The sequence below is a fragment of the Amycolatopsis sp. WAC 04182 genome (genome assembly GCF_003947465.1).
Taxonomy (GTDB): Bacteria; Actinomycetota; Actinomycetes; order Mycobacteriales; family Pseudonocardiaceae; genus Amycolatopsis.
This window is the reverse complement of the sequence record NZ_QHJJ01000001.1, coordinates 879,260-892,011: the sequence shown is the minus strand read 5'-3', so window position 1 is coordinate 892,011 and position 12,752 is coordinate 879,260. Positions and strand designations below refer to the sequence as shown.

Annotated in this window: 16 protein-coding genes and 1 tRNA gene; 5 read left to right on the top strand and 12 right to left on the bottom strand. The window is 68.1% G+C overall.

The annotated features are described in order from the left end of the window. The first annotated feature begins 17 nt into the window (after positions 1-17). Positions 18-923, top strand: a complete 906-nt coding sequence (locus DMH01_RS04570; RefSeq protein ID WP_125673833.1) for an SDR family NAD(P)-dependent oxidoreductase — start codon at positions 18-20, stop codon at positions 921-923. Between the two features lie 126 nt (positions 924-1,049). Here the strand turns inward: DMH01_RS04570 and DMH01_RS04565 are convergent, their stop codons facing one another. Next, a complete protein-coding gene (locus DMH01_RS04565) occupies positions 1,050-1,625 on the bottom strand; it encodes a hypothetical protein (protein WP_125673832.1) in 576 nt (191 codons plus the stop codon). Positions 1,626-1,673: 48 nt separating this feature from the next. Then, on the bottom strand, positions 1,674-2,291 hold the full coding sequence (locus DMH01_RS04560; RefSeq protein WP_125673831.1) for a TetR/AcrR family transcriptional regulator: 618 nt from the start codon (positions 2,289-2,291) through the stop codon (positions 1,674-1,676). A gap of 86 nt (positions 2,292-2,377) precedes the next feature. Between DMH01_RS04560 and DMH01_RS04555 the strand changes: the two genes are divergently transcribed. Next, positions 2,378-3,082 (top strand): SDR family oxidoreductase, encoded by a 705-nt coding sequence (locus DMH01_RS04555; protein ID WP_125673830.1) that lies wholly within the window; start codon positions 2,378-2,380, stop codon positions 3,080-3,082. A gap of 1 nt (position 3,083) precedes the next feature. Here the strand turns inward: DMH01_RS04555 and DMH01_RS04550 are convergent, their stop codons facing one another. Genes DMH01_RS04550 through DMH01_RS04535 form a run of 4 tightly spaced genes read right to left on the bottom strand, consistent with a single transcriptional unit; the run spans position 3,084 to position 5,659 of the window. After that, a complete protein-coding gene (locus DMH01_RS04550; protein WP_233621397.1) occupies positions 3,084-3,461 on the bottom strand; it encodes a RidA family protein in 378 nt (125 codons plus the stop codon). Between the two features lie 58 nt (positions 3,462-3,519). Further along, on the bottom strand, positions 3,520-4,761 hold the full coding sequence (locus tag DMH01_RS04545; protein WP_125673829.1) for a hypothetical protein: 1,242 nt from the start codon (positions 4,759-4,761) through the stop codon (positions 3,520-3,522). After that, a complete protein-coding gene (locus DMH01_RS04540; protein WP_370308681.1) occupies positions 4,758-5,090 on the bottom strand; it encodes a type VII secretion target in 333 nt (110 codons plus the stop codon). Before DMH01_RS04540 ends, DMH01_RS04545 begins: the two co-directional genes overlap by 4 nt. After that, complete coding sequence (locus DMH01_RS04535; RefSeq protein WP_125673827.1) at positions 5,087-5,659, bottom strand: YbaB/EbfC family nucleoid-associated protein; 573 nt, start codon at positions 5,657-5,659, stop codon at positions 5,087-5,089. Before DMH01_RS04535 ends, DMH01_RS04540 begins: the two co-directional genes overlap by 4 nt. 206 nt (positions 5,660-5,865) lie before the next feature. On the opposite strand from DMH01_RS04535, the gene DMH01_RS04530 reads away from it, so the two are divergent. Next, positions 5,866-6,342: a GNAT family N-acetyltransferase gene (locus DMH01_RS04530; RefSeq protein ID WP_370323345.1), complete on the top strand. Its 477-nt coding sequence runs from the start codon at positions 5,866-5,868 to the stop codon at positions 6,340-6,342. On the opposite strand, the gene DMH01_RS04525 is transcribed toward DMH01_RS04530, so the two are convergent. The 4 genes from DMH01_RS04525 to DMH01_RS04510 all read right to left on the bottom strand — a co-directional run bounded on the left by DMH01_RS04525 (position 6,339) and on the right by DMH01_RS04510 (position 8,760). After that, entirely contained in the window at positions 6,339-6,920 is a 582-nt protein-coding gene (locus DMH01_RS04525) for a (d)CMP kinase (protein ID WP_125673826.1), read from the bottom strand. The two genes, DMH01_RS04530 and DMH01_RS04525, sit on opposite strands and share 4 nt — an antisense overlap. A gap of 9 nt (positions 6,921-6,929) precedes the next feature. Continuing rightward, positions 6,930-7,574 carry an SRPBCC family protein gene (locus DMH01_RS04520; RefSeq protein WP_125673825.1) on the bottom strand — a complete coding sequence of 215 codons (645 nt, stop codon included), beginning with the start codon at positions 7,572-7,574 and terminating at the stop codon, positions 6,930-6,932. 293 nt (positions 7,575-7,867) lie between these two features. Further along, positions 7,868-8,461 carry a hypothetical protein gene (locus DMH01_RS04515; RefSeq protein ID WP_125673824.1) on the bottom strand — a complete coding sequence of 198 codons (594 nt, stop codon included), beginning with the start codon at positions 8,459-8,461 and terminating at the stop codon, positions 7,868-7,870. A gap of 226 nt (positions 8,462-8,687) precedes the next feature. Then, positions 8,688-8,760: transfer RNA gene (locus DMH01_RS04510), tRNA-Arg, on the bottom strand. Positions 8,761-8,957: 197 nt separating this feature from the next. Here DMH01_RS04510 and DMH01_RS04505 point away from each other — a divergent pair. Together DMH01_RS04505 and DMH01_RS04500 are read left to right on the top strand one after the other, a co-directional pair. Further along, the gene (locus DMH01_RS04505) at positions 8,958-10,082 is read left to right on the top strand and encodes an epoxide hydrolase family protein (RefSeq protein WP_125673823.1); all 1,125 of its coding nucleotides are present in this window, start codon (positions 8,958-8,960) and stop codon (positions 10,080-10,082) included. Between the two features lie 151 nt (positions 10,083-10,233). Next, positions 10,234-11,151, top strand: a complete 918-nt coding sequence (locus tag DMH01_RS04500; RefSeq protein ID WP_125673822.1) for a cation diffusion facilitator family transporter — start codon at positions 10,234-10,236, stop codon at positions 11,149-11,151. 80 nt (positions 11,152-11,231) lie between these two features. Here the strand turns inward: DMH01_RS04500 and DMH01_RS04495 are convergent, their stop codons facing one another. Beyond that, positions 11,232-11,927 (bottom strand): DUF305 domain-containing protein, encoded by a 696-nt coding sequence (locus DMH01_RS04495; protein WP_125673821.1) that lies wholly within the window; start codon positions 11,925-11,927, stop codon positions 11,232-11,234. An 8-nt stretch (positions 11,928-11,935) separates the two neighbouring features. Next, positions 11,936-12,727, bottom strand: coding sequence for a DUF3105 domain-containing protein (locus DMH01_RS04490; protein ID WP_125674322.1), 792 nt, complete (start codon positions 12,725-12,727; stop codon positions 11,936-11,938). Between the last annotated feature and the right edge of the window lie 25 nt (positions 12,728-12,752).

Below are 12,752 nucleotides of genomic sequence, written 5' to 3'. Positions count from 1 at the left end.
TCCATCTGGAGGGAATCGTGGACGGGACAGTGGGCAGGCGCGCGGTGCTCGGGGGCGCGATGGCGGCCGGTGTCACGATGCTGGCGGCGAACACGGCCACGGCGGGGGAGGACCGGCGGCGGTTCGCGGGCAAGGTCGTGCTCGTCACGGGGGCGACGTCGGGGATCGGCCGCGCGACGGCCATCGCCTTCGCCGCGGCCGGCGCGAAAGTCGGATTCTGTGGCAGGCGGGAAGAGCTCGGGCGTGAGGTCGAGCGGGAGATCCGCCGCTCGGGCGGGGAAGCGACCTATCTCCGGGCGGACGTCCGGGTTCCCGAACAGGTCCAGTCCTTTGTGGACGGCGTTGTCCGGCGGTACGGCAAACTCGACATCGCGTTCAACAACGCCGGGATCCATCTCGGCAAGCCGCTGCACGAGATCTCCCTCGACGAGTGGGAGGACGTGCAGCGCACCAACGCGCGCGGCGTGTTCCTCTCGATCAAGCACGAGGTGCCGCATCTGCTGAAGGCGGGCGGCGGGGTGATCGTCTGCACCGCGTCGGCGCAGGCCGATCAGACCAGGCCGGGGCACGCCGCCTACACCTCGAGCAAACGCGCCGTGCAGGGCCTCGTGCGCGCGGCCGCCCTGGACTACGGCGCGAAGGGGATCCGGGTGTTCTCGATCGATCCGGGAACGGTCGACACCAGGCTCGTGCGCCCGCCGGGTATCCCGGACGACCTGTGGGCGCGATTCAAGGAGGCGTGGGGGCCGCTGAACGTCCACGGCCTGCGGCGGATGGGGGAAGCCGCGGAGATCGCTTCGGCCGTCCTCGCCCTGGCGTCCCCGGATTTCGCTTATCTGACCGGGACTTCCGTTCTCGTCGACGGCGGTTTGAACACCGGGCGGCCGATGGCGATGCCGCCCGGGTTCACCCCGCCTGCCTGAGCGGTCGGGTTCGCTTGAAGTGAGGGGTAAGGCAAGGTGGCAGGTTGCGAAAGCCACTTTCGCGACGTGTGATGTCCCGAAAGTGGCTTTCGCGACACGATCGCGACCGCCCCGAGCGGACCGTCCTCAAACGGGCACGCATTTCTTGGCCTCCGCGGCGGCGGCCATGAGCTCCGGCGTCTCGATTTTGAGCGCGGGCAGGAGATCGGGGGTGTCCGTGACCGGTTTCTGCGTGGCGGCCATCGCCTCGATGGCCGCGTCCATGGCGGCTTCGTTCCCGGACTTCTCCAGCCGCTGCTTGCCCGCGGCGGCCGCGTCCCTCGCGGCGGTGTACTGGTCCACAAGGGACTTCCTCACCGCATCGCCGCCGGGAATCGGTGACGGGGCCAGCGCGGTCAGGTCGTCGACGGCCTTGCCCGCGAAACCCGCGCGAATCCCGAGTTCTTCCTTCAGCGCCCCGCGGGTCACTTCCGTTCCCGACCGCTGTTTGCGCGAGTACTCGTCGTGGGCCTTCATGTAGCCGTACACCGCGCCGCACACCCCGTCGAGCCAGGCGACGGTCTTGGCGTCCGGTACGGCAGGCGATGTCGGCACCGAGGACGTCGGGGTGACGGTGACCGTCGCCGGGGCCGGCGGTGGCTCTCCGGAACAGGCGGTGGCCGCGAACAGGGTCAGCGCGATGAGTAACGGTTTCGTCTTCATGGGATCCCCTCCGGGGTGAACACGCACCGGAAGAGCGGAGGGTTGCCCTCAGTCGCAGCCGCCCATGATCCCGGCCAGTTCCCCGGGGAGCAACGGGGGCTCCGGCAGCGGATTCGCGGCGGGCGCCCGCATCCCGTCGAACAGCAACGCGAGATGGCGGCGCCAGACCTCCGGCCGGACGGCCGCGGTCGCCTCCACGGTCCGCGCGATCCCCCAGGTCACGAAGGCCATGTCCTCGAGGGTGAAGTCGGCGCGCAGGGCACCGCTCTCCTTGGCGCGCTCGACGATCCGGGTCATGAGTTCGTAGCCGCGTTCCAGGTCTTCGGTCTGCGGCGGACGTGCTGCGGCGAGTTCGTTGTAGCCGCGATCGGCGGCCTGCAATTCGCAGACCCGTTCGATGAAGGACGTCAAGCCGATCCAGGCATCGTCCAGGGAAAGCGCGTGTTCGGCCAGCTTCGCGACGGTCTCGGCCCGGTCGGCGAACACGGCGTTCACGAGGTCCGCGCGCTGGGGGAAGTGGTTGTACAGCGTGCCGATGCTGACGCCCGCGGTCTTGGCGATCTCTTCGAGCGCGACGTCGAGGCCGCGCTCCGCGTAGAGCCCCCTGGCGGCCTCGACCAGCAGGTCGCGGTTGCGCTGGGCGTCCTTCCGCAGCGGTTTGGTCATGACGGCATCGTAGTCAAGTTGAAGGTGCCCTCAAGTTACGGGTATAAGTTGAGGAGACCCTCAACTTAAGTCCTCGGGAGGACACAATGACCAAGACGCTCGCGATCTTCGGCGCCGGACCGGTGCTGGGACTTTCGCTCGCGCGCCGCTTCGGCCGCGAGGGCTTCCGCATCGCCCTCGTCGCGCGCACCACCGAAAACCTCGACGCGCTCGTCGCCGAACTCGACGGCGATGGCATCGAAGCGAGCGGGTTCGTCGCCGACGTCTACGAGCCGGCGCAGATCGCGGCCGCCGTCACCGCCATCGGCCCGATCGACGCGGTGGCGTTCAACCCCGGCGGCGGGACCATGGGCGAGGGCATCGTGCCGGTGCTCGACGTGGATCCGGAGAACCTCCGGCTCATCCTCGACCGCTTCCTGGTGTCCGCGGTGGCGCTGGTGCGGGCCGTACTGCCGGCCATGACGGAACGCGGCGACGGCGCGATCCTGTTCACCGCCGGGCAGTCCGGCCTGCACCCGGCGCCTTTCCTCGGCAACGTCGGCATGGCTCAGGCCGCGCTGCGGAACTATTTCTACAACCTGAACGCCGTGCTCGCGGAGAAGGGGATCTACGCCGGGGCGGTCAACGTCGGCGCGCTGATCGAGGGCAGCGTGCCGCATCGGGCGCTCACCGCGAGCCCGTTGGACTTCGAGCCCGAGGTGATCCACCCGGACGTCTTCGCCGACGCCTTCTGGAAGCTCTACGAGACCCGTGAAGCGCCGGAAGCGCTGGTCGGATCCTTCGGGAGGTGACCTACTTCTCGACGGCGTACGCCTCGATCTCGACCTTCATCTTCGGGTCGAGCAACGCCGAGACCTCGACCATGGTGGCCGCGGGCAGTACGTCACCGAAGGCTTCCCGATGTGCCCGCGCCACCAGATCGGCGTCCTTGATGTCGGTCACGTAGGTGACCGTGCGCACCACCGCGACCATGCTCGAACCGGCGTCCCGCAGCGCGGCTTCGATGAGCGAAAGCACGGCCACGGCCTGCTCGTACGCGTCGCCCGAACGGGCGGGTTCGCGCGCCGTGGTCCCGGAAACGTGGATGTGCTCGCCGACGCGCACCGCCCGGCTGTAGCCGAAGACCGCCTCGTAGTCCCCGCCGGAGGAGATGTTCACCCGTTCAGTCATGACCCGAACGAAAGCACAGGCGGCCCCGTACCGGAACACCGGTACGGGGCCGCGTTGCCTACTTCTCTTCCTTGTCCTCCGGCGGCTTCTCGTTCGCGGCAGGCGGGATGGCCTTCGTCAGCTCGACGATGGTCTTCCCGGCCATGCCCGAAGCGCCGTAGGTCGGGTCGCTGAGGATCTTGGTCGTCTTCTCGATCGCGTCCGCCACCTTGGGGAACCGCTTGTGCAGGTCGCCGATCGGGAAGCTGTTCCAGTAGTCGAACCGCTTCAGGATGTCCGCCGCCCCGTCCACCCCTTCCAGTTCCTTCGCCAGCTTCTCGCGCACGACCCGGAGGGGCATGTCGCTGAGCTTTTCCCGAGGGGGCTTGGGCGTGGCCTCCGGAGTGGTGTCACCCGGCTTGGGCGGTGGGCCCTCGATCGGCTTCTTGCCGCCGGGCATCGGCGTGCCACCGCCGGGTTTCGGCTTGGGCAGAGTGACCTTGCCGCCGGCGAGGGTCAGCTTGACGACCTCGTCGGCCGCGCCGCGCGTCTTGGCCAGGATCTTGATCATCTCGGCGAGCTTCTTGGCCGTGTCGGCGATCTGCTTGGCGATCTTGGCGATCGCCACGGCGACCGTGGTCATGATGGAGCCGATCGCCGCGATGATCGAACCGCCGAAGGTGACGGGCGCCAGCGCCACCGCCACGATCGCGGCCTTGAGGATGCCCGCCAGCGTCATGGCGATGATGTCGCGGACGATGCCGCGGACCGCGCCGATCACGGCACCGGCGATCCCCATCTGCTTGCCCGCGAAGTTGATGTACTCGGCGAGCGCGTCGATCTGGGCGGCGACGCCCTCCATGTCGGCACGGAACTTGTCGGCGGCCTCGCCGTCCCACTTCTCCATGAACTTCTTGGTGGCGGCCGCGTGATCCTCCGACCACTCCTTGACGGCCTTGCCCTCGTTGTAGATCGCCGTCTTGGCCGCCTCGATGCCCTTCGGGTCACCCAGCAGGAAGTCCAGTGGCCAGCGGAAGATGACGATGTGCTCGATCAGCCAGCCGATCCCGGCGGTGAGCAGCGAGCCGATCGGGTCGACGACCATGCCGAGGATCTCGATCGCCATCCCCGCCGAGGCCAGCCCGATGCTGAGGCTGTCGCCGTCGTCGACGGCCTTCTTCAGTGAGAACGCGGAATCGAAGAAGCCCGCGCCCGCGGTGTCCCCGCTGCCCGCGAGGAAACTGCGGTTCTCGTCCTTGAAGTCGTCGGCCTTGGTGCCGGTCGCGTTCCCGAAGTCGTTGCGGCTGTACTCGTCGCTCACTTGACCTTCACCTCGTCGATGCCCTTGCCGGCGTCGGTGATCAGCTTCTCGGCCTCTTGTTCGTTGGCGTCGTACTTCTTCGCGGCCTCGCGCACCCTGTCCGAGAACTCCTGCACGTTCTCGGAGTACTTGTTCAGGTGGTCCCGCGCCTTCCCGCAGTGCATGCTCGCGCCGGCGCCGTAGATCTGGCCGCCGAAGATGCCGAAGATGCCGGGGTCGGCCACGCAGCTGCCCACCATGCCGGCGCTCTTCCGCAGCGCGTCTTCGAGTTTGTCGAGGTGACCGGCGAACTCGTTCAGGGCTTCCGTCTTGACACCGAATCCGCTCACCACGGGCTCATTTCATCGTCGTCGGGGCTGGCAGGACGCCGGGGTCGTGGCGCCGGGGGGTTCGGCTGCCGCACGGGGCGGCCCGGCTGCGGCGGCATCGGAGGGCCGGCCTGCGGCGGCGGTGGCGGCGGCCGGTACCCCGCCTGCGGACGCGGATCCTCGTGGTGCGCCTCCGGCGCCCACTTGTCCTGCTCCGGGTCGGCCGGTGCCTCGTCCTCCACCTTCGGCAGGAAGGTGCGGACCAACTGCGCTGCCTCGTCTTCACCGTTGATCTCGGTGTACGACTCGGTGACCTTCTCGACGGTCTTGCGCTGGGCCTCGCGCACCGTCTGCATGACCAGGGAGGAGAGCCGGGCCGGTCCCAGCGCGGTGGCCCGGTTGCCGAACTCGATCGCGCTCAGCGAGCCGTTGGCCTCGACCGTCACGGTCACCGAGCCGTCGGGGGAGCTCACCGTGGACGCGGACGCGGTGAACGCGGCCGTCAGGGCATGGGCTTTTTCCTCGAGTTTCTTGGCCTCTCGCTCCAAAAGGAGTGCGAAGTCCTCACCTGCGTCGAAATTGGGTTGCATGCGTCGCCTTGGCCTGGTTGGGATGGGATCACGATCGAGAGGTCGACGAGGCGGAACACCCCCGGCTTCCAGCACGGAGAGTAGACCGGCGGTCCTGGTTCCGCAGTGGACCGGTAGGGCACAAGCTGATTCGCCCGTATCGTTACCACCGGGCGCGCGGCCGGGACAACCCCGGTGATCGGGAACTGCCCGAAAGGTCCTCGGAAGTGGCAGATCAGGGCAGGCCGGCGATCGTGCGGAACGCCGATCGAGACGACGTCATGGCCATCTGCCGCTTCGGCGAGGAACAGGTCCGAGCCCACTACTCGCCGTTGATCGGCGAAGAAGCAGCCACCAGACGGGTGCGGAAGTGCTGGAACGACACGGACATCGCCGCCGCCGTGGCCCGCGGTGCGGTCGTGGTCGCCGACGAGGGCGGGTACCTCGCCGGCGTCGGGCAGCGCGGCCGCGACGGTGACGAGTACGTGATCCACAAGTTGTGCGTGCATCCCCGGCATCGCGGTGGCGGGCTGGGGACGCGGTTGCTCGATGTCCTCATCGGACAGTTGCCCGCGGACGCCGAGCGGGTGTACGCCGAGCACTTCGTGGCGAACGAACCAGCGGCAGCCTTCTGCGAGCGCGAGGGTTTCACGGTGGAGCGAATCGAACGCGGCGTGGTGCGGCGCGTGCGGGATCTGCGCTAGCGGAGGTTCCGGGCGAGGGGCCCGTCGAGCCAGCGGTCGACCTGGCGCTGACCACGCAGGCGGACGACGACGAGGTCCGGATACCGGTTCTCGGCGATGACCTTGCGGACGCGGGCCCCGATCATCGGGTGGTAGCGCCAGGCGAGCTTGACGATGTGGTCGCGATCGGTGAAGAACGTGCGCAGCGGGCCCTCGACGTTGCCGCCGGCGATCTTCGAGCCGCGCCCCATCCGACGTTTCAGCGTCCGGACCACCGTGCGTGCCACCGTCATCGCACGCGGATGATCGAGCCAGACCAGGACGTCCAGCCGCTCGGTCATCCGCTCCCGGACCTCCTCGCCCTGCCATTCGATGGCCCACTCGTCGCCGCCGATGAACTCCAGGACGTCGGCCTGCCACGTCTCCCGCACCGTCCAGCCGGGCGCGTGGAAGAAGGACTCGAACTCGACGAACGGAAGCCCCATGCGCTCGCACAGGGTTCGCGCCAGCGTCGACTTGCCGGATCCCGCGGGGCCCGCCACCGCGGCCCGCCGGATCCGGCGCGAGGGAAGAGCGTCGTCCGGCCCGATGATCTCCATGCGAGGAGCTTATTGGCCCCGGTTTTCGGCGGCCTTCTTCAGGTCCTTCAGCCAGATTTCGAGGCCCTGCCCGAGCATCGCGGTGGAGCCGGGCACGTCCTTGTCGACCTGCGGACCGGTGTGGCTCTCCTCGGTGCGGACGAGGACGCCGCCGGGCACCTTGACGAAGTTCCAGACGTGGACGCCGTCGATATGCATACCGCCGGGACCGTCGAGGGGGCCGGTCCAGCGGATGCACTTGCCGGGCTGGAGTTGCCGGACGGTGGAAACGATGGTCACGTCACCGGGCGGGTAGGGCATGCCGGGCGGGACGGGAATGGTCCACTGGAAGCGGGAATGCTTGCGCAGCGGGCCGTCGTCCAGCCGTTTCATGGTGACGGGGATGGCGGGATTCTGCCAGGACGGCCAGGCCTCCACGTCGGTCTGCAGGTTCCAGATGGTGCGCAGCGGCGCCTTGACGAAGATCTCGGTCCGGTAGTGCACCTTGGCGGACCGATCGATGCCCTTTCCTTGGCAGGTAAGCGAAGTCGGCTTGGTGTGGTGGAGAGGAGCCGCCTGGGCGGGCGCCGTGGCGCCGAGGACACCGACGAGGGCCAGCGGGACCGTGAGCAGGGCGGCGCGGGTGCCAATCCGGCGGCGTGAGGTGCGGAACATGACTCTCCTTGGTTAGCGCTTGTTGCGATGGTTAGAAGCTATAGCTACTGTGCCGTGAGTGTCAAGAGGGAGAGTGAGAGGTTCTAACCGGTGTCCACTGTGGTCAAACGCCCGCGATACACGCCGACAAGCAGTCGCAGAGCGCGCGCGTACTGCCGCCGGGATCAGGCGGCAACCCGTGAGTAAGAACTTTTCCTGTGTTGTAAGGGAAACCGCGCCCGTGCCCACCGAGCGTCGAGCCGTGGCTATCCCGCGGTCAACGCGCCGGGTGAACATCGGTGCTGCGGCACTTCTCACTGCGTGTCGTTGGCTCGTTGTCGCCGTTCTCGGGCGGTTCGCTCGAGCGTGGTGACGTCGGTGAGCCGGTCCGGGGCGTGCGGTTCGGTCGCTGTCGAGGTGTGGTCGCCGGTGTGTTCTGGTGCCGGCCAGAACTGGATGAGGAACCGTTCGATGACGTGGATGGGTTGGTCTCCGGCGGTGATCGCGGCGTTGTCGAGCATGCGTCTGGTGTTTTCTCGGTCGGAGGTGTGGGCCCGTACGTGGTACGAGCCTGGTGTTTCGAGGTAGAAGGTGCCGAAGATTTCTTCGCGTGCGGGGTTCAGGATGTCGAGGACGCCGCTGGAGAAGTGACACCGCCGCTGCTGGTGAACCTCCCAGCCGGGGCCGGGGGAGGGCGGTGTGGTGGTCCACCGCTGAAGCAGCGCTTCGAGGACGTGCCATTCTCCCGAAGCGCTGCAGACGGTGATCTCGTTGTCGGTGGTGAGCAGCCAGTCGTCGGCCCCCTGGAAGGCCGGGAAAGCCGGCGGGTCGATGTCGCCGTCTTCGATGAGGAAGTGCCCTTCGACGATCCTGACCTGCATGGTGGCCTGAGCGATCGGCTGGCTCATGGGCTCAATCTTCGATGTTGACGGAGTAGCTGTCCATGTAGCGGCAGAGCAAGCGACGGAGAGTGCTCGCGATGGGCTTGATACTTGGCATCCAGCTACTCGCGGGTCTCAGCCTCGCCATGCCGAACTCCGCGATCGAATCGCGGATCGAGTGAAGCCGGCCAAGATGTCACGGATGATGGTGTGACCGATGTGGATGCGCAACAGAAAGCGCTGTTCGTAAGTGTGCCCTCGGCAGGATTCGAACCTGCGACACCTGCCTCCGGAGGGCAGTGCTCTATCCCCTGAGCTACGAGGGCGTTGCCGCCTGAGCGACGTTGAAAGCTTAGCGCATGTCCCCGCGGTCACTTCCGAGTGGTGGCCGTTAGCCGCCGCGGCGCTCGAGAATGGTGTCTTGGGTGGCACTGACCAGGCCTTTTCGGGCGATCGTCTGCCGTCGGCCGGGTCGCCCGGAAATGCGTAGCGTCGGTGTCACCACCGAACTGGGGAGGACTCGATGATCGAGCCGTTCGAGGTGCGGATCCCCGAATCCGCCATCGCCGACCTGCGTGCCCGCCTCCGCGCCACGCGCTGGCCCGAGCCGGCCACCGTGGACGGCTGGGAGCAGGGAGTTCCGCTGGAGTTCGCGCGGGAGCTGTGCCGGTACTGGGCGGAGGACTACGACTTCGGTTTGGCTGACCGTGTCAACGTTTTCCCGGGGTTCAAGACCACTGTGGACGGTCTCGGGATCCACTTCCTGCACGTCCGCTCGCCGGCGCCGGACGCGACGCCGCTCGTGCTCACGCACGGCTGGCCGGGGTCGCTCGTGGAGTTCCTCGACGTGCTCGGGCCGTTGACCGATCCCGCCGCGCACGGGGGTGATCCGGCGGACGCGTTCCACGTCGTGGCGCCGTCGCTGCCGGGGTTCGGCTGGAGTGACAAGCCGTCGTCGACGGGATGGAACGTCGAGCGCATCGCCCGGGCCTGGGACGAGCTGATGGGACGGCTCGGCTACGAGCGCTACGCCGCGCAGGGCGGCGACTGGGGTGCCGGGGTGACGAACATGCTCGCCAAGGTCGCGCCGGAGCGGCTGATCGGTGTCCACGTGAACATGGCGGGCGTCCCGTATGACGAGGCCGTCCTCGGTGAACCGACGGTCGTGGAGAAGGCGGCGATCGGTGATCTCGCGCGATTCCGCGAGGTCGGGTCGGCGTACGCGCAGCAGCAGGCCACGCGGCCGCAGACGCTCGGTTACGGGCTCGCCGACTCGCCCGCGGCGCAGGCGGCGTGGATCGCGGAGAAGTTCCGGGAGTGGACCGACAACGACGGCTCGCCGGAGACCGCGTTGTCCTGGCGGCAGATGCTCGACGCGATCTCCGTCTACTGGTTCACCGCGACGGCGGCCTCGTCGGCGCGGATCTACTGGGAGAACAAGAAGCAGGACGTCTCGGCCGTTGAAGTTCCTTCGGGTATCTCGATCTTCCCGCGCGAGATCATCCGGCCGTCACGGCGCTGGGCGGAGCTGCGCTACACCGATCTTCGCTGGTACGAGGTGCTGGCCGAAGGCGGTCACTTCGCTGCGTTCGAGCAGCCCGAGGCCTTCGTCGGCCAGTTGCGGGGGTTCTTCCGGGCGCTTCGGTAGCGGTGCGTGGCGAGTCCAGGTTTCGGGAAGGCCCTCCTGGGGGATGGCTTCCGTGTGTGGCTTAAGACATGGTGAACTTAGGCTCACCTGTATTGCACATATGCGCATGTGACAATATATTCGGCCTGTCGACTTCACGAGAGGCGGAGCAATGGGTCACGGGCACGGGCATGGAACGGCCTCGCCGTCGAGCGCGTCAGGCCGCTACCTCAAGAGCTTGACGATCGCGCTGGTCATCGGCGCCGGCTTCATGGTCATGGAGTTCGTCGTCGGGTTCGCCACCGGTTCGCTCGCGCTGATCTCCGACGCCGCGCACATGTTCACGGATGTCCTCGGGGTCGGCATGGCACTGGCGGCCATCCTGCTCGCCCGGCGCAGCGGCCCGACGCTGACCCGGACGTTCGGGTTCTACCGCGCCGAAGTGCTCGCGGCCCTGGCCAACGCCATCCTGCTGTTCGGCGTCGCGGGCTACGTCCTGGTCGAGGCCATCGGCCGGATCAGCGACCCGCCCGCGGTGCCCGGCCTGCCCGTCCTGCTGGCCGCGGCCGCCGGCCTGGTCGCGAACATCGTCTCGTTCCTGATCCTGCGCAAGGGTGCGGAGGAGAGCATCAACGTCCGCGGCGCGTACCTCGAAGTCCTCGCCGACCTGATCGGCTCCGTCGGTGTGCTGCTGAGCGGCGCGATCACGCTGCTGACCGGCTGGCGCTACGCCGACCCGATCATCGGTGTCGCGATCGGCCTGTTCGTCCTGCCCCGCACCTACGCCCTCGCCCGCCGCGCGCTGCGGATCCTGTTCCAGCACGCACCGAAGGGGGTCGACGTCGCGGGGATCCAGGCCGAACTCGGCGGGCTGAAGGGCGTCGAGGACGTCCACGACCTGCATGTCTGGACGCTGACTTCGGGCATGGAGGTCGCTTCGGCGCACCTCACCATCGCGCCGACCGTCGAGCAGGCCGAGGTGCTGACCGAGGCGCAGAACCTCCTGGCGGACCGCTACTCGATCGAGCACGCGACCCTGCAGATAGAAGTGCCCCAATGCGCTAAACGCTGCCAGGAACTCTCCTGGTGACCCCTTGACGCGTTTCGTCCTCTGAATGCGGTAGTCGGCAAAGCGAACTACCGCATTCAGAGGACGAAACGCATGGGTCGTCAGGCGGGCAAGGGGGCCGCGCCGCGCTCCTGAAGGAGCCCCTTCATCAGGGTGATCTCGGCGCCCTGCGACACGAGCATGCTCTGCGTCAGCGACTTCACGTCCGCGATCGACGTGTGATCGTGGCCGTACTGCGCCATCTCGGTCCCGCCCTGGTGGTGCCGCAGCATGAGCTGGAGGAAGAAGACGTCCATCTCCTTGCCGGTCAGCGACCGCAGTTTGGCCAGTTCGGCCGAAGTCGCCATCCCGGGCATCGGCGCGCCGTTCGACGGCTTCATGTCGCCGCCGTGCCCGCCGTGGCCGGACATCGGTTCGGTCATCCAGGTCATGTAGGCGCCGGTCGTCTGCTCGGGCTGGCCCCACAGGCCCAGCCAGCCCTTCATCCGGCCGACCTGGCCGGTCTGCGTGCGCTCGATGTCGAACGCGAGGGTCTTGATCGCCTGATCGGTCGTGTGGTCCCGCGCCCAGCCCGCCATGGTGACGGCTTGGAGGTGGTGCACCGACATGTCCTGCGCGAAGCCAACCTCGACCGAGCCCGCGCCGGGCGTCGTCTGCTCCGGTTCGGAGTCGATCAGCCTGGTCGTCAGCGCGCCGAGGCCGAAGCCGACGATCAGCATGACGACCAGGGCGGCCCCGATCACCAGCCATCGGCTCTTGGCCGACCGTGCTGCTTCGTCCTGGGGATCGGGGTCCACTTGGCTCACTACTTGCTCGCGGGCGCCGAGGGCTGGGTGGCGGGCGCGGACGGCTGGCCGGCGCCGGGCTGGTCCTGCTGCGTGCCCGCGGTGCCCTTGTAGTCCATCGGCTTCGCGTCCGGACCCGGCGGGGCCGGGTCGAAGTCGCCCGGCTCGATCTGCGCGTCGCAGGTGGCGTCACGCTCGGGGTACGCACCGAACGGGTTGGTGCGCAGCGCGGCGATGAACTGGTCGATCCGCTCGTCGGAGGCGGAGTCCAGCTTCAGCTGGTGGCCCCAGGACTGTACGGAGATCGGCTTGTCCAGGTTCGGGTACGGCGACATCACCGTGTACGGCTTGCCCTCGACGCGCACCTTCAGCAGGTCCAGCGCCTCGCCGGTGACCTGCGCCGGGTTGTAGGCGATCCAGACCGCGCCGTGCTCGAGACCGTGGACCATGTTCTCGTTGCGGACGGCCTTTTCGTAGACGACGCCGTTGCACGCGGCCCAGGCCTGGTCGTGCGGGCCACCGAAGGGTGGGGTCTTGTCGTAGTTGACGCGCTCGGCGGCCGTGACGTGCACGGAGCCCTCGTAGGTGGCCGTGGTCACGCCGGGGATGCGCTTGGAGGGATCCGGGTCCTGCTGCGAGGGCGCGAAGGCGGCCGCGGCCTCTTCGCGGGTCTTCTGCTCGCGCTTCGGCGCGGAAGCGACCATGTAATAGGTGACCACCGAGGCCGCCAGGACGACGATCGCGACGACGGCGATGATCGTGCCCCAGGGCGTGCCCTTCTTGGACACGACGGAACTACGGGCGGCCTTCATGGCGTTCTTCGACGACGCGCCCTTT

Bases quoted from the DNA above. Each gene is read 5' to 3' on its own strand.
- DMH01_RS04535 (WP_125673827.1), bottom strand. From the start codon at position 5,659: ATGCAACCCAATTTCGACGCAGGTGAGGACTTCGCACTCCTTTTGGAG.
- DMH01_RS04490 (WP_125674322.1), bottom strand. From the start codon at position 12,727: ATGAAGGCCGCCCGTAGTTCCGTCGTGTCCAAGAAGGGCACGCCCTGG.
- DMH01_RS04555 (WP_125673830.1), top strand. From the start codon at position 2,378: ATGACCAAGACGCTCGCGATCTTCGGCGCCGGACCGGTGCTGGGACTT.
- DMH01_RS04500 (WP_125673822.1), top strand. From the start codon at position 10,234: ATGGGTCACGGGCACGGGCATGGAACGGCCTCGCCGTCGAGCGCGTCA.
- DMH01_RS04565 (WP_125673832.1), bottom strand. From the start codon at position 1,625: ATGAAGACGAAACCGTTACTCATCGCGCTGACCCTGTTCGCGGCCACC.
- DMH01_RS04520 (WP_125673825.1), bottom strand. From the start codon at position 7,574: ATGTTCCGCACCTCACGCCGCCGGATTGGCACCCGCGCCGCCCTGCTC.
- DMH01_RS04515 (WP_125673824.1), bottom strand. From the start codon at position 8,461: ATGAGCCAGCCGATCGCTCAGGCCACCATGCAGGTCAGGATCGTCGAA.
- DMH01_RS04550 (WP_233621397.1), bottom strand. From the start codon at position 3,461: ATGACTGAACGGGTGAACATCTCCTCCGGCGGGGACTACGAGGCGGTC.
- DMH01_RS04505 (WP_125673823.1), top strand. From the start codon at position 8,958: ATGATCGAGCCGTTCGAGGTGCGGATCCCCGAATCCGCCATCGCCGAC.
- DMH01_RS04560 (WP_125673831.1), bottom strand. From the start codon at position 2,291: ATGACCAAACCGCTGCGGAAGGACGCCCAGCGCAACCGCGACCTGCTG.
- DMH01_RS04525 (WP_125673826.1), bottom strand. From the start codon at position 6,920: ATGGAGATCATCGGGCCGGACGACGCTCTTCCCTCGCGCCGGATCCGG.